Origin of the sequence: Pseudomonas sp. HMSC076A11 (genome assembly GCF_001810205.1) — a bacterium.
GTDB lineage: Bacteria > Pseudomonadota > Gammaproteobacteria > Pseudomonadales > Pseudomonadaceae > Pseudomonas > Pseudomonas aeruginosa.
The window spans coordinates 1-21,516 of record NZ_KV800251.1 but is presented as its reverse complement, the minus strand read 5'-3'; the positions used below and the strand labels follow the sequence as shown (position 1 = coordinate 21,516).

The following is a 21,516-nucleotide window of genomic DNA, read 5'->3' as shown; positions in this document are numbered from 1 at the left end:
GGTCCACCTCCTCAGTGGTAATCAACTATTTCGACTTCTTCGGGACCCGCATCCGTCCAGACGAAACAGACACGCCACTGGTCATTGATCCTGATGCTATGTTGGCCCGCCCGCTTTCCCTGCAACGGCTCCAACCGGTTTCCAGGTGGAGAGCGCAGGTCTCGAAGCTCCGTAGCCGCATGAAGCATTGCGAGCTTACGCGTAGCGACTGTGAGGATCGCTCCCCACCGCCTCGAAAGACCCGTCTCAAAAAGCTGACGAGTCTCGTCGCAGCGAAAGGTCAGAATCATTCATTAACCCTTAACGTTAAGCGTTAACTTCACTACAGATTACCACAGATCCTCATGTGGTCAATTTGTAGCCAGACTGAGTAATCGGAGAAAAGCGCATCGCCGATTCCAAGTGCTCCGGCGACAGATGTGCATACCGCATCATCATCGAGGAATGCCCGAGGATCCGCTGTAGGGCCACGCCATGCGCAGCGCCCCGTGTCAGGCATTTCATCTTGCTTTGGATGCCAGGCATGCCTCATTGAAACAGTTCGAATCATTTGATAATCATTATCGATTTGTTTAGCTTTGCCGCCCATCAAAACAACAGCAACTCGGAAATCTCCTCATGCCCCGCTCCATCCCTTTGCGCCCGGCTCCCCTGGCGCTTTCCCTGTCCCTCTTCGCTTCGTTTTCCGCTCCTGCGCTGGCTGCCGATCCGGTGGAGCAGCAGATGGTGGTGATCGGCTCGCGCGCGCCGACCAGCATCAGCGAGTTGCCCGGCACGGTCTGGGTGATCGAGCGCGAGCAACTGGACCAGCAGACCCAGGCCGGCGTGCCGCTGAAGGAGGCGTTGGGACAATTGATCCCGGGCCTGGATATCGGCTCCCAGGGTCGTACCAACAACGGCCAGAACCTGCGCGGACGCAGCGTACTGGTGATGATCGACGGGGTGTCGCTGAACAGTTCACGGGGCATCAGCCGGCAGTTCGACTCCATCGACCCATTCAACATCGAGCGCATCGAGGTGATGTCCGGCGCCAGCGCGGTGTACGGCGGCGGCGCCACCGGCGGGATCATCAACATCGTGACCAAGAAGGGCGTCGGCGGCGACACTCGCTTCAACACCGAGCTGGGCGCCCGCAGCGGCTTCCAGAGCCATGAGGACCACGACCTGCGCGCGGCGCAGTCGATCAGCGGCGGCAACGACCTGTTCAACGGCCGCCTGGCCATCGCCTACCAGAAGAACGGCGCGGCCTACGACGGCAGTGGCGACCAGGTACTGACGGACATCACCCAGACCGACCTGCAGTACAACAGGTCGGTGGACCTGATGGGCAGCCTTGGCTTCACTTTCGCCAATGGCCACAGCCTCGATCTCGGCCTGCAGTACTACGACTCCGGCTACGACGGCGACCGCGGCCTCGATCTTGGGCGCAACTTCGACGCCCTGCGCGGACGGGCACCCTATTCGATCAAGGGCGGCGTCGACCTCGACCGCGAGCCGGAGAGCAAGCGCCATCAGTTCAACGCCACCTACCACGCGCCGGAAGTGCTGGGTCACGACCTCTACCTGCAGGCCTACTACCGCAACGAGAAGATGGCCTTCAACCCCTTCCCCACCATCCGCTACAGCAATAGCGGCGCGATCAACTACGGCACCTCCTACTACTCGGCCTCGCAGCAGGACACCGACTACTACGGGATGAAACTGGCCCTGGTGAAGACCTGGGAGCGCGCCAGCCTGACCTACGGGGTGGACCTGGACCGGGAAAAATTCACGTCCGACCAGATGCTCTTCAACCTGCCGCTCGCCGCCGCCAGCGGCGGGCTGGTAGCCAGTGAACAGGCCAAGCTGGGCCGCTACCCGGACATCGATACCGACAGCCGCGCCTTCTTCCTCCAGGGCAGTTGGAAGGCCACCGACGACCTGACCCTGAGCGCCGGCGTGCGGCGCCAGTCGATGAGCACCGACGTCAGCGACTTCGTTGCGGCGAACCAGCAGATCCTCATCGCCAACGGCCTCGGCAAGACCGCCGACGCGGTTCCGGGCGGGAGCAAGGACTACGACGTCAACCTGGTCAACGTCGGCGCCATCTACAAGCTGAACCTGCAACAACAGGTCTGGGCCAACTACAGCGAAGGCTTCGAGCTGCCGGATCCGGCCAAGTACTACGGTTTCGGACGCTACGGCGCAGCCGACGGCAATGGCCACTACCCGCTGTTGCAGGGGGTCAGCGTGAACGACTCGCCGCTGGACGGGATCAAGACCAAGCAGGTCGAGCTGGGCTGGCGGCACACCGACGGTGCCCTGGATACCCAGGTGGCGGCGTTCTATTCCTGGTCGGACAAGAGCATCAAGTACGACTCGAAGACCCTGGCGGTGCTGCAGCAGGACACCAAGAAGCGCAACTACGGCCTGGAGGGCCAGGCTACCTACTGGCTGGACGATCACTGGCAGGTCGGCGTCAACGGCCTGGCCATCCGCTCCCAGGAGAAGGTCGACGGCCGCTGGCTGAAGCAGGACGTGACCTCGGCCAGCCCGTCCAAGGCCGGCGCCTTCGTCGGCTGGAAGGACGACCAGCGCAGCCTGCGCCTGCAGGGCGTGCGCACCTTCAACCTGAACGACGAGCCGGGCAACAAGATCGACGGCTACGCGCTGTTCGACCTGCTCGGCACCCAGGCGCTGCCGGTGGGCACCCTCACCGCGGGCATCCAGAACCTGCTGGACAAGGACTACACCACGGTCTGGGGACAACGCGCCCAGGTCTACTACGGCGGGCTCGCACCAGCGGGACTGTTCGACTACAAGGGACGGGGGCGGACCTACAGCTTGACGTATAGCGTGGAGTTCTGAAGCCGTCCTCGACAGTTCCCCTGTCCCTCCAGGGAGAGGGGAACTCGTGGGAAAGAGCTTCCGCCTCTCTCAGCAGCAACCGCCCAGCGGACTCAAGCGATACTGCGGCGGCAACTGGTCGAGGCCGCTGACGGTGACGTTGAGGTTCTTCCACAGGCCATCCTTGATCCCGTAGATGCAGCCATGCACGGACAGCGACTGGCCGCGGTGCCAGGCGTTCTGGACGATGCTGGTGTGGCTGACGTTGGCCACCTGCTGGATCACGTTGAGCTCACAGAGGCGATCGACGCGCTCTTCCTCGGTCGGCAACTGCTCCAGGTGCTCGCGGTATTCGTAGGCGAGGTCGCGAATGCTGCGCAGCCAGCCGTCGATCAGGCCGAGCTGGTCGTTGTGCAGGGAGGCGCGCACGCCGCCGCAGCCGTAGTGGCCGGTGACCAGGATGTGCTTGACCTTGAGCACGTCGACGGCGAACTGGATCACCGACAGGCAGTTGAGGTCGGTGTGCAGCACGACGTTGGCGACGTTGCGATGGACGAACAGGTCGCCGGGCAGCATGCCGACGATTTCGTTGGCCGGCACCCGCGCGTCGGAGCAGCCGATCCAGAGGTACTCGGGGGTCTGCTGGCGGGCCAGCTTGGCGAAGAAGTCCGGGTCTTCCTGCTTGATCGCTTCGGCCCAGCGGACGTTGTTCTCGAACAGTTGCTGCAAGTCGCTCATGGCATGCCCCTCGTTTGACCGGTGCAGCACCTTACGGAAGGCGATGCCCGTTTGACAAGCGTCACAGCGCGGCGTGGCTACGCCACCAGCGCTGCTGCGCCAGCGGCTGCATGGCGACCTGATCATGCCAACAGGCGTGCCAGGCTGCGGCGTCCTCTGCCAGGCGCGGCCAGTCGGGCTGTTCGAGGTCGGCGAAGAGTTCCCGTTCCAGCCAATCGCGGCCGCTGCGCAGGAGCCGGCGGAAGGCACGGTCGGTGAGCGCGCGGCGGTGCACCGCCTCGAAGCGCCACCAGGGGGACTCCTGTACCGCCTCGCGCGGCTGGCTGAGCACGGCGGTGCCGGAGGCCGGATCGAAGGACAGCGGCTGGAACAGTCCCAGGCACGGCGCCGAAGTACCGGTGGCGGCCAGCAGCGGGCCGTCGTCGCGCAAGCGGGCGACCAGACTGGCGGTGGTCTGCGAAGGCCGCCAGAAGCTGCCGGCGTGCATGCATACCTGGCGGTTGTTGTGGCGGCGGAAGTGGTCCCCGCGCGGGCCATGGTGGCGCAGCGCGGCGAACAGCGCGTGCCAGTCCGGCTCGCCAGGCAGACTGTCGAGGAAGCGCTGGTTGATCCGACAGCGCCGGTGCGCACCGCCGACCCAGGGTAACAGGCGGGTGTCGAAGACCCGCGCGAAGTGGAAGTCGCCGCGACCATCCCAGCAGCCCTGGCGGCGTGCCTGGTCCTCGAGGTCGCGGCTGCACAGGTCGAATTCGTGGCCAAGGGTCAGGGCGTTGGAGATGGCCCAGCGCTCGACCTTCTTCGCCGCCCACAGGTTGCCGGCGGTTTCCAGCACCCAGGCTTCGCCGGGGTCGGCGATGAGGAAGCTGTTGTCGTAGCGGATGCGCTTGTCGCGGTAGCCGGCCGGGCCGCCCTGGCCGTAACGCTGCAACAACCCGGTGATCACCTCTAGCGCCTCGCGGGCGCTGGCGCCGCGCTCCAGTCCCAGGCGCAGCAGGTCCATGCCGAGCAGCGCGGTGCCGCGCTGACGGGTCAGCTTGGTGAACACCGCTTCGTTGCCGATGGCCACGCCGTGCTCATTGACGCCCATTTCCGCGCCCCAGATCCAGCTCGGCTGGCTGATCACCAGCGCATGCCGCTGGGCGGCCTGGGGAATGTCGAGGTAGGTGGTGCGCAAGCGCGCTTCCGGATCGTTGCGCACCGCCGGCAGGCGCAGCAGACGCTGCGGTTCGGCGGGCTCGCGGTCGCTGTTCTTGGCGAACCAGGTCTGGCCCTGGTGGCGAAGGATCAGGGTGTCGCACATGGGGGGCTCCAGTCTGCGCATCCTGCCACCGGCCGCTGTCGACCTGACTTCGCACTCCCGCGAAGGGTTACCGCATGAAGGGACCTGCCTGCGGTATGCAGGCGAGAATCGGAATGCTGGTAAGGGTACGGCGGTGCCAGAAGGCCAGCCAGCTACTCCAAGTGATAGCTAGTTGCCGGCAGGGAAGCGGAGCAAGCCTCAGTCGAACAGGGTACAGGCCATGACCAGGGCGTCTTCGCGCCCGCCGACGGCGGGGTAGTAGTCGCGACGGCGGCCGATCTCGTTGAAACCGTAGCGTTCGTAGAGGCGGTAGGCGGCCTGGTTGGAAGCGCGCACTTCGAGGAAGCATTCGCGAGCCTGGTGGCCGGCCGCCTCGCGCATCAGGTGTTCGAGCAGGCGCAGACCGAGGCCACGCCCCTGGCTTTCGGGCTTCACCGTGATATTCAGCAGGTGCGCCTCGTCGAGGATGATCTGGATGACGCCATGGCCGACCTGCTGGCTACCCTCGAACATCAGCCAGCAATGGTAGTTCTTCAGGCCTTCGCTGAAGATGCCACGGGTCCAGGGGTGGCTGAAGGCGGCATATTCGATTTTCAGCACGGCATCGAGGTCCGCCTCGGTCATCGGGCGGAAGGAAATCGCATCGCTCATTGAATCTCGCTCGACCAGCGCTGACGGACACGGCGCATGGCGCGCCACAGCTCGCCCTTGAGGGCGGGTTCTTCCATGAGGGCTTCCAGGCCCGGCACGGCCCAGGTTGCGCCCAGACCGTCCACCTGCAGTTCGCGGAACAGGCTGCCCTCGTCGCCCTCGCCGGCGAAGCGGATCGCCGGCAGGCCGACCAGCCACAGGCAGCGGCTACGCTCGCTCTCCTCCATGCGCGCGGCGACGAAGCTCTGGACGAACTCCAGGGCCGCCTGCGGCCCCTGGTCGAGGTTGCCGCGCGCCAGCAGCGGCCAGCGTACCGGTTCGCCGATCAGCCGCGGGCTGTCCGGCAGGCCGGCGGCGCGCAGCAGGTCGCGCAGCAGCAGGTAACCCGGATCGCGGCTGGCGAAGGGTTCGCCGGTGGGCAGTTCGACCAGCAGGGTGCAGGAGCCCGCCTGCAGCAGTTGCAAGGCGAAGCGCGGCGGCGGGGCCTGGACCGCCGGCGGCTCGGCCGGGGCCTCTTCGACCGGCGCGACCGGCTCGGCTTTCTTCGCCACCGGGGCGCCCGGCTTCGGCAGGCTGATCGGAATCCCCCGGCCTTCCGCGGGCGCGGCAGGAGCCACGCTTGGCGCGCTGGCCGGCACCTCGGCTTGCGGGACGCGGGCCTGCGGCGCATCGATCGCAGCGCGCGCACGCACAGGCACCGCCGGCTCTTCCCGGGGCGGGGTCTCCAGCAACTCCGGCCGCGAGGGTGCGGCGAACGGCAAAGGCTGGCGGGGCAGCCAACTGGTTATCTGCATCGCGCCCAGGAAGGCGCGGCGACGCTGTTCTTCGATCAAATCTCGGGCACCGGCAATTAGGCGATGCGCGGGGACGGTTTCGCCCCCGGCGTTCAGGCAGGCAATGATAGCGGTTCTTCGACCTCGGCGGAGCGGCTTTGTCCCGCCATGCGACGGTTCGCCCTCAACGCGGGGCGACGGTGAAGATGTTGACGTTGCCCTGCAGCTTGAGGGTGCCGTCGATGCGTGCGCTGACCAGGTTGGTCTGCACCAGCCCAGGATCGGTACCGCGCGCCTTGTTGGCGCCAGCGATGGTGAAGCGCAGGTCCTGGAAGCTGGTGTCCTTCAGGCCGACGCGCAGCACCGGGCGGTTGAAGGCGGCGCCGTCGCCGCCGAAGCCGTCCTTGATGGTCACCACGTCCAGGGTGACTTCGTCGAAGCTGAACTTGCCGCTGATATCGTCGATCACCAGGTAGTTGTTGCCGCTGCCGGCCGGCTGGATCGCCAGGCGCGCGCCGCAGCCGCCGGCGCAACGCGTCTGCGAAGGATTTTCCTGGAGATTGAGCGAGGCGCTGATGCTGATCCCGGCCTGGCCGACCACGTCGTCCAGATCGCTATCGCCCAGCGAGCGCAACTCGGCCCCGGCCGAAGCGCTGAACAGCAGCGCCAGCGCCGCGAGGATGCCGATGCCGCCTGCCAGTGGATGAGTCTGCTTGGCCATGTGCTGCGTACCTCGTTTCGCGCCGCCACCTCAGAGGTTGTGCGACGTCACCTTCAGGTAGTTGAAGCTGAGCCCGGATATCTCGTTGCGGCCCATGTTGTAGCCGCCGGTCGGTACCTGCCCGTAGCCTGGCCGGGTACCGCCGATGTTGAGGTTTTCGATCACCAGGCTGGTGCGCGGCGCATTGGCGTAGAAGTCGGCGGCGTTGGCCAGGGTCAGCTTGGGCAGTTCGAAAGTGAAGTTGCCGTCGGCGGTGACCGAGAACAGCAACGGCTGCGACTTCCCGTAGCCAAGCGCGACGCTGGCATAGGCGTTGGTCAGGTAGACGGTGCGCGCGGCCTGCTCGGCGGCGCTGACGCAACTGGGCGAGCCAGCACCGCAGGACATGATCTCGAAAGTCTTGGCGTAGAGGTTCAGGCGCATCTCGCCAACCAGTTGGCTGCGCGCGTTGGCGCCCCAGAAGCGCAGGTAGGACCCGTCCATCGCCAGTTCGGAGAAGTCCAGGTTGAGCACATCGGTGCGCGTGGAAGTAACGCCGAAGTCGAAGCGGATGCCGGCGTCGACCTTTTCGCTGGCCCGACTCGAGCAGTTGCTGCCGGCACCGGCGTAACCAGCGATGCACGGCTGGCCACCGGCGCCGCTCACCAGGCTGGGGAAAGCCAGCTCGATCACGTCCGCGGTGTCCGGCAAAGTGCTGACCACCCGCCCGTCGTCGAGCTGGGTGGTCAGCACCGAACCCTTGGCCAGATTCAGCTTGAACGGGAAATTGAGACGGCCGAGAGTCACCGGCGCCAGGGTGCTGCCCTTGTTGCTGCCAGTGGCGGCGACGTACAGCTCCTTTACCGTGATCGGCACGTTCTGCCCGGTGGCGGTGTTGGTCACGCCATTGATCGCGATGGTGGCCTTGTTGCCGTCGACCATGGCGCTGTCGAGGACGAAGCCGATGCCGGCACCCTGCACGTCCGACAGTTGCTCGTCGTCGAGCGCTGTCATCTCGGCATGGGCGAAGGGGGCGGCCAGCAGGGCCGCGAGCAGGCAGGCGCGACTCATCTCAGCAGCCCTTGTTCAGGCCGCCCAGGCAGGTGTCCTGCCGTGGAATGCCATTGAAAGCCTGACCGAAGTCGACCTTGATCGGCGCCGTTCCATCGGCGTTGCGCGACATGTTGAGGAAGGCACCGGCCAGCGCGGCGACCAGCTTGGAGGGATCCTGCTGGTCGCGCCACTGGACGTTCTGGCTCTGCATCGAGATGAAGAAGCCTTTCGACGAGTCGATGAAGTTCTGCGCGTTGTTCGGATCCACGGTGCCGATCGGGAACGACTGGTACTGGGCCAGGTTGAAGCAGGTCTGGGCGCCCATCAGCTTGCAGTCGTTGGAGGTGAGGAAGGGCAGCAGGACGTTCACCAGGCTGCCGATGATGGTGCTGTCGTGCATGTCCAGGGCTGTGCCGTTCTTCAGGCCGATCATGGCAGCGCGGATCGGGTCGGGGTTGCCGGAGCTGTTCACCAGTTCGGCCTGGGCGGTGTATTGGGAACTGCCGGTGAGGGTGATGGCGGTCTTCGCCGCCAGGCAGTCGAGGGCCAGCAGGCCGCAGGAAATGCTGCCTCCCAGTTGGCTGCCGGTGCCGTACAGGTCCACCGGCACGTTGCCGGTGAGGGTCTTGATATCGCCCGAGAGGTAGCCCTTGGCTTCGCCGAAACCGATACGGATGCCGACCATCTTGCTACCGTCGTAGGCGAACTCGATGTAGGGATTGCTGATGAGGAACGGGTTGATCGCGCCGGTGGCGTCGTTGACCGTACCCAGGGCGAAGTTGTCGATGGCGATGTCGGCACTGCCGGCAAGCTCGCCGCTGCGGTTGTACTGGCCCAACTGCAGCTTCTTCATGTTCAGTTGGGTCTCGATGTCGGCGCCGAAGTTGATGCGGGTGAAGTTCAGTCCGTTGGCGGCGTCGGTGGTGAGGTTGATGAAGGCCTGGCCGACCACGTCGGAAAGCTGGTCGTCGTCCAGCGACTCCATCCTCGCCTGGGCGGTGGCAGCCAGCAGACCGGCGCCGCAGAACAGCGCGCAACGCAGCAGGAAGGGCAGACGACGGGACATGGGCTCACCTCTTGTTCTTCTCGTGGCCGACGGCAGAGACACTGCGACCTGTAGTCACTATAGAAAGCCCCGGGCGCATCGGGGCCGACCCATAGTCGAGAAAAACCGCCGAACGACGCGGTCGCCGCGCTCGCTGCAGCGGATGAGCGGTCGCTCGGCCAGGATGGATGTTACCCATCGTCACACGGGGGTAACGTCAGCCCTTCACTGCTGGCGGAACAGGCCGATCAGATGGTCGGCAATGGCACCCTTGATGGCGTTGAGGCTGAGCAGGGAGTGTGCGCTGAGGCGGGCGGGGTTGATCCGGTGCAGGTGCAGCGAGGGCATGCGCGCTTCGTACTCGCGCAGGTCGCCCTTGACCAGGATCGGCAGGAACACGTCGTCGTGAGCCTGGTAACGCTGGATCAGCAGTTTCAACCCTTCCTGGAACGGCAATTCCTTCGACGCCACCAGGCGGTGCTCGCCGGGAATCTTCAGGTAGAGCCCGCGATAGCCCATGGTCTCGCCCGGCAGGATATGGATCCCGGTGGGCTCCACCGCGGCCAGCGGGATATCGTGGAAGGTGTCGTGCCAGGCCTGCTCGCTGGGCAGGATGGTGATGCCGCCATGGTCGCTCTCGGGAATCACGAAGCTGTAGTTGCTGTAGAGCTTCTCGACATAGGCCGAGTAGATGCACAGGCGGTTCTCGAAACGTTTGAGGAAGGCGATCGCCTCGCTGCGGTTGGTGATGGCATCCAGGTCCCAGGCAAGGTCACCCTGGTTCTGCAGTTCGGCCCAGCGGGCCTCGGCGTAGGCGGCGTCGTTCAAGAGTCGGCATTCATTTGGAATAGACAGGCCAGGGGACTTCAGCAGAAAGCGTGCCAGCCCCTGGAAGCCCCATTCCCCGAACCAGGCGGGGCAGGAAAGTCCTTACGCAGTCATAAACTGCCGCTTTTCGACACCTCAATGATAGCCAGATGCCATCCGCCGATACCGGGCCCGTACCTGCGCCGCAGACGTGTCGACGGCCTGCATCGCACTCATCGGCGGCGTCTACGTCGCCCGTGCCTTTGCAGTACAATCGGCGCTTTTTCCACGGACCGGCCCTCCCGATGATCGACCCCCGACGCGTACTGCGTGCGCTTGCCGAACACTGGGCCCTGCTCGAGCCTCTCTGCGAGCGCTTCGATGCCGGCACCCTGAGCCTGGCGGAACTGCGCAGCCAGTTGAACACCCAGTTACCGGAAAGCAACCCGGCGGAAATCACCGCCCTGCTCGACCAGTGGATCCGCCTGGATATCCTGGTCCCGGTGGCCAAGAGCCCCAACCGTTTCGAGCTGAACGCGCAGATCCACGACTTCCTCGCCTACCTGCGCCACGAGCATCGCCTTGGTCTGTGCCTGGAGATCGAGGCCTACCTGCGCCATCTGGAGCGCCTCGCCGGGTACATCCAGGACGCCTTCGAGACCCGCGACAGCCAGGACCTGGCGCGCCAGCTGCGACTGCTCGACATGCGCGTGCGCGATGTACTGAAGAAGCTCGGCAATGACGAGCAGGCACTGATCGGCGTGGCCGAGCGGGCCAAGACCAGCGACCGGCAGATTCCCCTGGCGCAGCGCTACGCGGAGGTCCTGGCGACCTGGGACGAGTACGTCGAGCCGATGATCCAACTGGTCAGCGCCGACGGCGCCTTCGAGCAGGGCGTGCGGCGGGTCGAACAGGTCCTGCTGCGCCTGCTCGGCGAACAGCAGCGCCTCGGCCACCTGGTCGACGACGACCTGGTGCTGCGCACCCACGCGCGCATCCTCGAGATGCAGACCAACGCCCAGCTGACCTTGCGCCGCGCCCGCGAATTATTGCTGCCGCTGCGCGAGGAAGCGCGCCGGCACAACGCGGTGACCCGTGGCGCCGCCCTGGCGCTGGCGGCGATCCGGCGCAAGGGCCTGGATGCCGTGCCGCAGGCGGCGATGCCGCTGTTCACCCGGCCGCAGAGCACCTTCCTCGGCACCGCCTCGCAGGTCGAGAGCTACGTCTTCGCCCTCGCCCGCTTCGAGCCGAAGCCGGCGCAGTTCCCCAAGTCCAGCGGCACGCGCAAGAGCAACGGGCCGGCGCGACCACCGCGGACCGCGCGGGAAATGATCGAACGCTGCCAGGCGGCGCTGCCGCTGCCGGACCTCATGCAATGGCTGCTGGCCCAGGAACCGGACGGCGCCACCGACGAGTTGCTCTACTGGTTCTCCCGGCTGTCGCGCGACGCGCGCTTCCAGCGCGAACGCCTGCAACGCCGCGAGTACGAAACCACCGAACATTGCGTCAGCCTCTGCTCCTTCGCCCTGAACCCCGCCGCCAAGGACAAGGGCCAGGCCAGGGACGCAGACACCCTTTCCGCGAGCGAAACCCATGCATCTTGATCTCTCCGAACTGACCCAGCTCGCGCCGATCTTCCGCGAGCTGTTCAAGGGCTACCACATCAGCCACCGCGACCCCGAGCTGTACACCCAGCTGTCCTCGCACCAGGACCAGTACCGCGGCCTGTTCCGCGCCATGGGCTTCGAGCTGGTCTGCGACACCCGCGGCTTCTACTACTTCGTCCCGGAGCAGGTCGGCGCCCAGGTGAACAAGACCGCCCAACGCCTGGCGCTGTTCACCTTCATCCTCGTCGAACACCTCGCCGACCAGGGCCGCGACCCGCTGTCCGTGCTGGACGGCGGCAGCATCGGCCGCGAAGAGCTGCCGCCGCTGCTGGAGAAATACCGCGACCTGTTCCTCCAGGCCGAGGTGCAGACCCAGGAAGAACTGGAAGAGAAGGTCATGCGCCGCCTGACCCAGCTCGGCTTCGCCTCCGAGGACAGCGGCGTGTACCGCTTCATGCCGCCGATGCACCGTTTCCTCGACGTCTGCCTGTCGGTGCAGCAGGACCGCAACCTGTCCGCCAGCCTGCACGCCGACCTGCCGTTGCAGACGCCGGTGCTGGTCGATGACGGCGAGATCGAACCGCTGATGGCCAGCGACGAAGAATTGTCCGAAGAGAGCGAGGAAGACGCCCTCGCCCGCGCCATCGCCGAAGAACACGCGCAACAGGAGGCTGACGCATGAGCCAGACCCGCTACGGCATCCGCCGCTTCGCCCTGCTCAATACCGCCGGCTACAGCCTGGGTATCTTCCCGCTGGAAAACCCGCTGTCGATCTACGGCGCCAACAACCTGGGCAAGAGCGCCTCGATCAACGCCCTGCAGTTCCCGATCCTTGCCCGCCTGTCGGACATGAGCTTCGGCAAGTACAGCATGGAGCAGTCGCGGCGCTTCTACTTCGCCTCGGACACCAGCTACATCCTCCTCGAACTGATGCTGCCCCACGGTCCGCACGTGATCGGCGTGGCCGGGCGCGGCCCGGGCGGCGGCTTCGGCCACCAGTTCTTCGCCTACGCCGGCGAGCTGAGCCTGGACCACTACCAGAAGAACGGTACCTGCCTGCGCCAGCGCGAGCTGTTCGCCAACCTTGAGCGCGAAGGCATCAAGGCCTACGAGGTGAAGCCGGAAGAGCTGCGCCGCCTGCTGGTCGGCGGGCACACGTCGATCCCGCTCGACCTGACCATGATCCCGCTGCGCTCCACCAGCGAGCAGAGCCTGAAGACCTTCCGCTCGCTGTTCATCAACCTGCTGCACATGCGCGAGATCACCGCGGCCAAGCTCAAGCAGCTGTTCCTCGACGCCTTCGAGCACAGCCTGCGCTCGGGTAATGTCGACTACATCGCCGCCTGCGAGGAGGCCTTCCGCGACGTGCGGCGGATGGAGCAGGACTACCAGGCGCTGGTCGCCGCCGGCCCGCTGGTGGAAGCCCTGGCCAACGGCGTGACCCAGCGCGACGTACTGCGCGGCAAGATGCACCGCCTTTCACCGCTGCTCGACAGCCTGCTCGGCACCTGGCACGACTACGCCGGGGCGCGCCGCGAGGAACTGCTGATCCAGCACGAGCAATACCGCGCCGAGCAGGACGGCCTGCAGAACGAACAGCGTGGCGGCACCCAGGAGCTGATGCGCCTGGAGCGCGAGATCGCCGGCATCCAGCGCTGGCTCGGCGAGCTGTCGGTGCTCAAGACCCGCTTCGCCCTGGTCGACGACGCCAAGGTCCTCGAACAACAGCTGCTCGCCGCCAAGGATGCCCACGACGAACTGGCCGGCGCCCTGGCCCATTCGCGGCAGTTCTCCAGCGAAGACCTGGAAGAGCGCCTGCGCGACCTGGAAAAACGCCTGAAGAACGTCCGCCAGCAGCTCGAACACGCCGACAACAACAGCTACGCACGCCTGCGCGAGGAGTTCAGCCAGCAGGACGTGGAACGCCTGATGCGTCTGTTCAACGGCGCGCTGTTCAGCCTGCCGCTCGGCGAGAACGGGGTGAACCTGGATGACGGCGACGTCTGGGTGAAGAGCGTCGAAGCCATCCTCGACCACTTCAAGGGCGAGCATTTCGAAGCCCCTGGCCTGAGCATCGACCTGTCGCACATCGAACCGCCGGCGTTGCAGGCCCTGGCCGACCGCGCCGCCCTGCGCGACCAGAAGGAGCGCCTGGAGAAGGAGCTGAAGCAGCTCAAGACCCAGCAGAGCGTCGCCGCCGACCGCGCCGCGAGCAAGGCCCAGGCAGAGAAGCTGTACCAGGACGTGCTGGATGCGCAGAAGGCCCTGGAAGACTTCCGCCGCACCCAGACGCTGACCGCCGAGGAGCCCGAGAAGCTCGCCGAACTGGCCCAGCTGGAGGCGTCCCAGGACGAACTCAAGCGCTCCAGCGACGCCTTCGCCGAGCGCGTCCAGCAACTCTCCGCGCGCCTGCAACTGGTGGCCCGGCAACTGGGCGACCTGGAGGCCAAGGAGCGCACCCTGGAAGATGCCCTGCGCCGCCGCCAGCTACTGCCGGCCGACCTGCCCTTCGGCACGCCGTTCATGGAGCCGGTGGACGACTCGCTGGACAACCTGCTGCCGCTGCTCAACGACTACCAGGACACCTGGCAGGCGCTGCAGCGCATCGACGGGCAGATCGAGGCGCTGTACGCCCAGGTGCGCCTGAAGGGCGTCGCCAAGTTCGATAGCGAAGACGACACCGAGCGCCGCCTGAAGCTGTTGATCAACGCCTACGCGCATCGCCAGGACGAGGCCCTGACGCTGGCCAAGGCGCGCCGCGCGGCGGTCACCGACATCGCCCGGACCCTGCGCAACATCCGCAGCGACTACGACAACCTGGAACACCAGTTGGCCCTGTTCAACCGCGAGATCAACAAGCGCCAGGTTTCCAACCTACAGAGCTTCCGCATCGTCCTCGCGCCGAACAAGGATGCGCTCAAGCACATCGACCAGATCATCCACAGCGCCGGCCAGTACGAGGAAGGCGAGAACCTCTCGGTGTTCGACCTGACCCAGAGCGCCGAGCAGGACGCGAAGAACGAGGAGGCCAAGGAATACCTGGCCCGCCTGGTCGCCGCCAACCACAACCAGTTGGGCCTGAAGGACCTGTTCGAACTGGCCTTCGAGATCACCAAGGTCAACGGCCAGCCGATCATGCACACCGACATCGACGGCGCCGCCTCCAATGGCACCACCATGACCATCAAGGCGCTGACCAACATGTACCTGTTGCTGCACCTGATGGACCGCGAGCAGGCCGGGCGCGTGCGCCTGCCCTACTACCTGGACGAGGCGGCGGACATCGACGAGCGCAACCAGGCCGCGCTGCTGGAGACCAGCCTGCAACTGGGCTTCGTGCCGATCCTGGCGAGCGTGAAGCCGCAGGTTTCCGCACACGTGGCGATCGACCTGGAAGGCGGTAGCGGCCCGAACGGCATCTATATCGACGAAGCGGACTGGAAATACATCCGTCGCCGGGATGCCGCCGCCAGCGGCGAAACCCGCGCAGCCAGCGAGCCGGAGGAAGCCGGCGAACCGGCGTGAAGCGTCTGCCACGGCCCTGCCTGACAGGGCCGTGGACTTTTCCGATAGGCCCGAAGCTCCCGCGAAGATATAATTGGTTACATTCGCATTTGTAACCCACGGGGAGAATCCATGCCTGTTCGACTTCTCAACCGTTTCCGCCACGCCGCCCTGGCGTGCCTGCTCGGTTCGCTTTCCCTCAATGCGGCGGCCGATCCCGTCACCCTTACCCTCTACAATGGCCAGCACGCCGCCACCGGTATCGCCATCGCCAAGGCCTTCCAGGACAAGACCGGCATCCAGGTGAAGATCCGCAAGGGCGGCGATGGCCAGCTCGCCAGCCAGATCACCGAGGAAGGCGCACGCTCGCCGGCCGACGTGCTCTACACCGAGGAATCGCCACCGTTGATCCGCCTGGCCAGCGCCGGCCTGCTGGCCAAGCTGGAGCCAGAGACCCTGGCCCTGGTCGAGCCGGAGCACGCCGGCGGCAACGGCGACTGGATCGGCATCACCGCCCGCACCCGGGTACTGGCCTACAACCCGAAGAAGATCGACGAGAAGGATCTGCCGAAGAGCCTGATGGATCTTTCCGATCCGTCCTGGTCCGGCCGTTTCGGCTTCGTGCCCACCAGTGGCGCCTTCCTCGAACAGGTCGCCGCCGTGATCAAGCTCAAGGGCCAGGAGGAAGCCGAGGATTGGCTGACCGGCCTGAAGGCCTTCGGCTCGATCTACACCAACAACGTCACCGCCATGAAAGCCGTGGAGAACGGCGAGGTCGACATGGCGCTGATCAACAACTACTACTGGTACACCCTGAAGAAGGAAAAGGGCGAGTTGAACTCGCGCCTGCACTACTTCGGCAACCAGGACCCGGGCGCGCTGGTCACCGTCTCCGGCGCCGCGGTGCTCAAGTCCAGCAAGCACCCCAGGGAAGCCCAGCAGTTCGTCGCCTTCATGCTCAGCGAGGAAGGCCAGAAGGCGATCCTCAGCCAGTCCGCCGAGTACCCGATGCGCAAGGGGATGCAGGCCGATCCGGCGCTGAAGCCGTTCGCCGAACTGGACCCACCGAAACTGACCCCGGCCGATCTGGGTGAGGCCAGCGAGGCCCTCAGCCTCGAACGCGACGTTGGCCTGAATTGATCGGCGCCGCCTCCACGCCCGTGCGCCTGCGCACGGGCTCGCGCCGGCGAACGCCATTCTGGCTGCTCCTGCCGGTCCTGCTCCTAGCCCTGCTGGCCAGCCTGCCGCTGCTCTACGTCGCGGCCAAGGCCTGGGACGCCGGCTGGCACAGCGCCTGGCAACTGCTCTGGCGCCCCTACGTATTCCGCTTGCTGGGCAACACCCTGTGGCTGATGTTCGGCGTGACCCTGCTCAGCGCCCTGCTCGGCCTGGCCCTGGCCTGGTGCGTGGAGCGCAGCGACCTGCCGGCGCGGCGCTTCTGGAACGTGGTGCTGTGCCTGCCGTTCGCCATCCCCGCCTTCGTCAGCAGTTTCACCTGGGTTTCGCTGAGCCCGATGTACGAAGGCCTCGGCGGCGCCATCCTGGTCATGACCATGTCCAAGTATCCGCTGGTCTACCTGCCGGTAGCAGCGACCCTGCGCGGCATCGATCCTTCCCTGGAGGAGTCGGCGCGGATGCTCGGTCTGTCGCGGCGCCAGGTGTTCCTGCGGGTCACCCTGCCGCTGCTGCGCCCGACCCTGGCCGCCACCGGACTACTGGTGGCGCTGCACATGCTGGTGGAGTTCGGCGCGCTGTCGATCCTGCGCTACCAGACCTTCACCACAGCCATCTACCAGGAGTTCGAACTGGAGTTCAGCAACGCCACCGCGGCGATGCTCTCCTCGGTACTCCTGGCACTGTGCTTCCTGCTGCTCTGGCTGGAGTTGCGCATGCGCGGCCGCGGCCGCCTGGTACGCACCGGCCAGGGCAGCGCGCGGCGGGCCGAACGGGTCCGCCTGGGGCTTGGCAAGTGGCCGATCCAGGCGCTGCTGGCGACGCTGGTGCTGGTCGGTACCGGTATCCCCCTGGTGATGCTCGGTTATTGGCTATACGAAGGCTCCTCGGCCAGCTTCCCGCTGATGGAAATCGCCTCGACCCTGCTTTCCTCCCTGTCGCTGGCCTTCGGCGGGGCCCTGCTCAGTTGCCTGCTGGCGCTGCCGGTAAGCATCCTGGTGGTGCGCTACCCCGGCGCCCTGGCGCGCTGGACCCAGCGCCTGCCGTACCTGCTGCAAGCGTTGCCGGGACTGGTGATCGCACTCTCGCTGGTGTACTTCTCGCTGCACTACCTGCCAGCCACCTACCAGACCACCGGCTTGCTGCTGGTCGCCTATGCCCTGCTGTTCATGCCGCTGACCCAGGCACCGATCCGCGTGGCCCTGGAAAAGGCCTCGCCGCAGTTGGAGGAAGCCGCCCGCACTCTCGGCCAGACGCCCTTGATGGCCTTCCTGCGGATCACCCTGCCGATCATCTCGCCGGCCATCGGCGCCGGCTTCGTGCTGGTGTTCCTCGACACCATGAAGGAACTGACCGCCACCCTGGTGCTAGGTCCCACCGGGCTGTCGACCCTGGCCACCTCGGTCTGGGTGCACACCGCCAACCTGGAGTACGCTGCCGCCGCACCCTACGCCGCGCTGCTGATCCTGATCTCCGGCTTGCCGGTGTACCTGCTGACCACCCGGGCGCATCTCAGCACTCACTGACACCCACTTCCCAGCAGGCAGGCATGAACGAAAACGCCGCTTACCCAGGTAAGCGGCGTTTCTTTTTGCCGGTCCGACAATCAGCGGCGGGCGGTTTCCTTCAGAGGAATCTTCGGCGCCCACTCCAACCATTCGTCATTGGCCGAATCGAACAGGGCGAAGGTCTGCCCCGGCTTGGCGGGCTCGCCCATCTGCGCATTGTTCGGGGTGGCGAAGGCAATGCCGCCCTCCATCAGCGCCTCCATCGACTCGGTGCGTAGCGACAGGCCCTTGAACAGGCTGGCGTCGACGCCGAAGCCGCTGGCATTCCAGAAACGGCTGCCGGTACGCACCAGCGGTACGTAGCGCGGTTCGATGAAGATGCTGATCAGCACCCGGTCGGCCTGTTCGCCCAAGGCCAGGTCGACGACCTTGCCCACCGGGATCTGCCGGTAGGTCACCAGGTTGCCCGGCTTGATCGAGCCCTTGCGCGGCGCACTGAGGGTCAGCCGCAGGCCGCTTTCCCGACCCAGCAGGTTGGGCGCTTCGGCGAGAGTCTGGAAGCGTGCCTGGCGCTCGCCCGGCGTGCTCGACGGCAGCGCCTCGATATAGGGGCCGCTGACCAGGGTTCCGAGGTTCTCGGTACGCAGCAGGCCGAGCGCCGGACGCACCACCCAGAAGCGGGTTCCGCTGCGGGCGACGCGCTCGCCAGCGGAAGTCAGGCGGGCCTTCATCAGTACCCCGGAGAGGTCCGGGTTCAGCTCGATGCTTTCGATCTTGCCGATGTCCAGGCCCTTGAAGCGGATCGGCGTGCCTTCGCGCAGGCCGTCGGCATTGTCGATGCTCAGCTGGATCTCCACGCCACGGGCCATCGCCGCCTCCTCGCTGTCGAAGAGGGTGAAGCGCCGCACCTTGGTCACGGTCGGCGCCTTCGGATCGAGGGTGTCGAAGGAAATCCCGCCGGTGATCAGGGTCTGCAGCGACTCGCTCTTCACCTGCACGCCGCTGAGGTTGCCGGTCAGGGTGATCCCGCTGGAGTTCCAGAAGCGCGTCGAGGTATTCACCAGGTGCGCGTACTCCGGCTCGATGTGCACACCCACCACCACTCGCTGGCGGTCGCGCGATAGCTGGTAGCTCTGCACGCTGCCGACGCGGACCTGGCGGTAGAGGATCGGCGCGCCGATGTCGATCGAGCCGAGCTTGTCGCTGGTCAGCACCAGGTGCAGGCCGGGCGCGTCGGTGTTCAGCGGCGGCGCTTTCGGGCGGATGGTGAACTCGCGACTCGGCGCGCCGCTCTTGGCGAAGCGCACATCGATGTAGTTACCTTTCACCAGGGCCTCGAGGCCGGTGATGCCGGCCAGGGAGATGCTTGGCTTGACGGTCCAGAATTCGGTGCCTTCCAGCAGCATGTCCTCGACCCGCGGATCCATCGCCAGGTCGGCAGTGGCGCTGCTGTAGTCCTTGCCCATGTCGATCGACTTGACCAGGCCGACCTGCACGCCGTTGAACATCACCGGGGTGCGCCCTGGATCGATACCACTGACGTCGTTCATCTTCAGCTTCACGCGCAAACCGGCCTGGGCCGCGTCGTAGTCGTCGTACAGGCGGAACGGCTTGCTCGGATCGGTCGGCGGGCTGTCGGTGCGGTTCTCCGGGGTAGAGAAGGCGATACCGCCGGCGACCAGGGTCAGCAGCGACTCGCTGTGCACCTTGAAGCCGGACAGGCCGCCGGAAATGGAGATGCCGCTGGCGTTCCAGAATCGCGTGTGCTTGCGCACCAGGTCGGCGTAGGCCGGCTCGATGTGCACCTTGATCTCGATGGTCCTCTGGTCATCGCCTAACTGGAAGCTCTTCACCTGGCCGACCTGGATCTGCCGGTAGAACACCGGGCTGCCCTGCTCCAGGGAGCCCAGGCGATCGGCCTTGAGGGTCAGGTGCAGGCCGGGCAGCTTGTCGGAAAGGGGTGGCGGCTCCTTCAACGCGGTGAAGTAGCGTTCTTCCTTCTCGCCCTTCACCGGATCGACCGCGATGTAGACGCCGGAGACCAGGGTTTCCAGGCCGGTGACGCCAGCCAGGGAAACCCGCGGCTTGACCAGCCAGAAGCGGGTGTCCTTGCTCAGGTACTCCTGGGCTTCCTTCTTGATCTCGATGGTCGCGACCACGCCCTTGATGTCCTTGCTGACATGCAGGTCGGTCACCTTGCCCACCGAGATGCCCTTGTACAGCACCTCGGTCTTGTTGGCCTGGATCCCGTCGCCGCTCTCGAAGCGAACCTGGATGTCCACGCCAGCCTGGTCGAAGGCACGCCACGCCAGCCAGGCACCGATGGCCAGGGCCACCAGCGGCAGCACCCAGATCGCCGACCAGTTCGAGGTCTTGTGTTTCTTCGGACTTGGCAGATCACTCATTCTCGTCATCCAGATTGGTGTTGTCCCAGATCAGCCGGGGGTCGAACGTCACGGCGGCGAGCATGGTGAGCACCACCACGCTGGCGAAGGCGGCGGCGCCGAGGTTGGCCTCGATGCTCGCCAGGTTGCCGAAATTCACCAGCGCCACGAGGATGGCGATGACGAAGATATCGAGCATCGACCAGCGCCCGATCCATTCGATGAAGCGATACATCAGGATACGCTGGCGGGCCGACATCGGCTGGTGCCGCTGTACCGAATAGAGCAGCAGGGCGATGCCCACCAGCTTGAAAGTAGGAACCAGGATACTGGCGACGAACACCACCATGGCGATGGGGAACATGTCGGCATGCACCAGTTCGACCACGCCCTCCATGATGGTGGCGGGCATTCCGCTGCCGAAGAGGTTGACCGTCATGATCGGCAACAGGTTGGCGGGTATGTAGAGGATCGCCGCGGTGATCAGCAACGCCCAGGTGCGCGTGAGGCTGTTTGGGCGCCGGGCGTGCAGCACCGCACCGCAGCGGCTGCAACGCGGATGCTCGTCCCCGTCGGCGCGATTCAACTGGTGGCACTCGCCGCACACCAGGATTCCGGCATCAAGCGCGCGCATCGTCGTCCTCGCCGCCCAGCGCTTCCCATACCTGGTGCGGCGACATGGTGACCTCCAGCCAGACCTGGGTGAACAGCAGCGCCACGAAACAGGCCAGGCCGATGCCCAGGCTGAGGTCGGCCATGTCGATCAGCTTGACGATGGAAACCAGGATACCCATGAGGTAGACCTCGAGCATCCCCCACTCGCGCAGATGGTGATAGCCGCGGTAGAGCAGCATGCCGATGTGACGGGCGATGCCGAAACGCACGCTGATCATCACCAGCAACTGGCAGAGCAACTTGACCAACGGGATCACCATGCTGCACAGGAATACCAGGATGGCGACGCCCTGCATGCCACTGTCGTAAAGACCGAGCACTCCCGTCCAGACCGTATCGCTGCGGGTCTGGCCGAGCAGGCTGAGATTCATGATCGGCAGGAAATTGGCTGGGATATAGAGGAAGAGCGCCGTCAGAACCAGCGCGAAGCAACGGCGTTTCCATTGATGGCGATGCGCGGCCAACTCGAAACCGCAGCGCGGACAATTGGCTTTCTCGCCCGGTCCCAGGGGTTCCCGGCGCATCAACAGATCACACTCATGGCAAGCAACCAGTTCTTCCAGGGGAAGATCCTGCAGGCCACGGACATCGGTATCGGACATGAATGAGCTCGGCTGGATTTGTCGGCTATTGTAGACGAGCGCACAGTGCAAATCGCGTCTCCCATGCCCTCGGAAGTACGCCGCCCGGCAGCTCTCGAAGTTTTTCGATTATCGTCCGCAGCGCTGCTGGCTTGCCACTTTTCCGCGCGCAAAAGCAAAACCCCTGGTCA

18 protein-coding genes and 1 pseudogene are annotated in these 21,516 nt (G+C 65.6%); 6 read left to right on the top strand and 13 right to left on the bottom strand.

The genetic code is table 11. From position 1 onward, the window contains the following. Positions 1-11: 11 nt before the first annotated feature. Complete coding sequence (locus tag HMPREF2716_RS28305; protein ID WP_003113526.1) at positions 12-290, bottom strand: type II toxin-antitoxin system RelE/ParE family toxin; 279 nt, start codon at positions 288-290, stop codon at positions 12-14. 52 nt (positions 291-342) lie between these two features. After that, positions 343-468 (bottom strand): annotated as a pseudogene (locus tag HMPREF2716_RS29735) (integrase); the annotation flags it as partial. A gap of 150 nt (positions 469-618) precedes the next feature. On the opposite strand from HMPREF2716_RS29735, the gene HMPREF2716_RS00445 reads away from it, so the two are divergent. Next, positions 619-2,847, top strand: coding sequence for a TonB-dependent receptor (locus HMPREF2716_RS00445; protein WP_003099265.1), 2,229 nt, complete (start codon positions 619-621; stop codon positions 2,845-2,847). 69 nt (positions 2,848-2,916) lie between these two features. Here the strand turns inward: HMPREF2716_RS00445 and can are convergent, their stop codons facing one another. The 8 genes from can to HMPREF2716_RS00405 all read right to left on the bottom strand — a co-directional run bounded on the left by can (position 2,917) and on the right by HMPREF2716_RS00405 (position 9,914). Beyond that, on the bottom strand, positions 2,917-3,564 hold the full coding sequence (can, locus tag HMPREF2716_RS00440) for a carbonate dehydratase (protein ID WP_003095021.1): 648 nt from the start codon (positions 3,562-3,564) through the stop codon (positions 2,917-2,919). 61 nt (positions 3,565-3,625) lie between these two features. Next, positions 3,626-4,864: a C69 family dipeptidase gene (locus HMPREF2716_RS00435; RefSeq protein ID WP_009316205.1), complete on the bottom strand. Its 1,239-nt coding sequence runs from the start codon at positions 4,862-4,864 to the stop codon at positions 3,626-3,628. 198 nt (positions 4,865-5,062) lie between these two features. Beyond that, entirely contained in the window at positions 5,063-5,515 is a 453-nt protein-coding gene (gene rimI / locus HMPREF2716_RS00430) for a ribosomal protein S18-alanine N-acetyltransferase (RefSeq protein WP_003095025.1), read from the bottom strand. After that, a complete protein-coding gene (locus HMPREF2716_RS00425) occupies positions 5,512-6,348 on the bottom strand; it encodes a hypothetical protein (RefSeq protein ID WP_017148592.1) in 837 nt (278 codons plus the stop codon). Before HMPREF2716_RS00425 ends, rimI begins: the two co-directional genes overlap by 4 nt. Before the next feature lie 124 nt (positions 6,349-6,472). Then, positions 6,473-7,009: a DUF6160 family protein gene (locus HMPREF2716_RS00420; protein WP_003141635.1), complete on the bottom strand. Its 537-nt coding sequence runs from the start codon at positions 7,007-7,009 to the stop codon at positions 6,473-6,475. A 30-nt stretch (positions 7,010-7,039) separates the two neighbouring features. Further along, the gene (locus HMPREF2716_RS00415; protein ID WP_003095031.1) at positions 7,040-8,059 is read right to left on the bottom strand and encodes a hypothetical protein; all 1,020 of its coding nucleotides are present in this window, start codon (positions 8,057-8,059) and stop codon (positions 7,040-7,042) included. Position 8,060: 1 nt separating this feature from the next. Then, positions 8,061-9,107, bottom strand: coding sequence for a DUF6160 family protein (locus HMPREF2716_RS00410; protein WP_003095033.1), 1,047 nt, complete (start codon positions 9,105-9,107; stop codon positions 8,061-8,063). A 204-nt stretch (positions 9,108-9,311) separates the two neighbouring features. Further along, positions 9,312-9,914: a hypothetical protein gene (locus tag HMPREF2716_RS00405; RefSeq protein ID WP_003095035.1), complete on the bottom strand. Its 603-nt coding sequence runs from the start codon at positions 9,912-9,914 to the stop codon at positions 9,312-9,314. 284 nt (positions 9,915-10,198) lie between these two features. Between HMPREF2716_RS00405 and mksB the strand changes: the two genes are divergently transcribed. From mksB to HMPREF2716_RS00380, 5 genes are all read left to right on the top strand, one after another. Next, positions 10,199-11,497: an Mks condensin complex protein MksB gene (gene mksB / locus HMPREF2716_RS00400; protein WP_003095037.1), complete on the top strand. Its 1,299-nt coding sequence runs from the start codon at positions 10,199-10,201 to the stop codon at positions 11,495-11,497. Continuing rightward, positions 11,487-12,182, top strand: coding sequence for an Mks condensin complex protein MksE (gene mksE, locus HMPREF2716_RS00395; RefSeq protein WP_003095041.1), 696 nt, complete (start codon positions 11,487-11,489; stop codon positions 12,180-12,182). The genes mksB and mksE overlap by 11 nt, the downstream gene beginning before the upstream one ends. Further along, entirely contained in the window at positions 12,179-15,025 is a 2,847-nt protein-coding gene (gene mksF, locus HMPREF2716_RS00390) for an Mks condensin complex protein MksF (protein WP_003106141.1), read from the top strand. Before mksE ends, mksF begins: the two co-directional genes overlap by 4 nt. Before the next feature lie 111 nt (positions 15,026-15,136). After that, positions 15,137-16,144, top strand: a complete 1,008-nt coding sequence (locus HMPREF2716_RS00385; RefSeq protein ID WP_003095046.1) for an iron ABC transporter substrate-binding protein — start codon at positions 15,137-15,139, stop codon at positions 16,142-16,144. A gap of 20 nt (positions 16,145-16,164) precedes the next feature. Then, on the top strand, positions 16,165-17,703 hold the full coding sequence (locus tag HMPREF2716_RS00380) for an ABC transporter permease (RefSeq protein WP_003161946.1): 1,539 nt from the start codon (positions 16,165-16,167) through the stop codon (positions 17,701-17,703). 80 nt (positions 17,704-17,783) lie between these two features. Here the strand turns inward: HMPREF2716_RS00380 and HMPREF2716_RS00375 are convergent, their stop codons facing one another. Genes HMPREF2716_RS00375 through HMPREF2716_RS00365 form a run of 3 tightly spaced genes read right to left on the bottom strand, consistent with a single transcriptional unit; the run spans position 17,784 to position 21,397 of the window. Continuing rightward, on the bottom strand, positions 17,784-20,090 hold the full coding sequence (locus HMPREF2716_RS00375; RefSeq protein ID WP_033863017.1) for a PqiB family protein: 2,307 nt from the start codon (positions 20,088-20,090) through the stop codon (positions 17,784-17,786). Further along, on the bottom strand, positions 20,083-20,703 hold the full coding sequence (locus HMPREF2716_RS00370) for a paraquat-inducible protein A (RefSeq protein WP_003107436.1): 621 nt from the start codon (positions 20,701-20,703) through the stop codon (positions 20,083-20,085). Before HMPREF2716_RS00370 ends, HMPREF2716_RS00375 begins: the two co-directional genes overlap by 8 nt. Further along, on the bottom strand, positions 20,690-21,397 hold the full coding sequence (locus tag HMPREF2716_RS00365) for a paraquat-inducible protein A (protein WP_023187661.1): 708 nt from the start codon (positions 21,395-21,397) through the stop codon (positions 20,690-20,692). Before HMPREF2716_RS00365 ends, HMPREF2716_RS00370 begins: the two co-directional genes overlap by 14 nt. Positions 21,398-21,516: the final 119 nt, after the last annotated feature.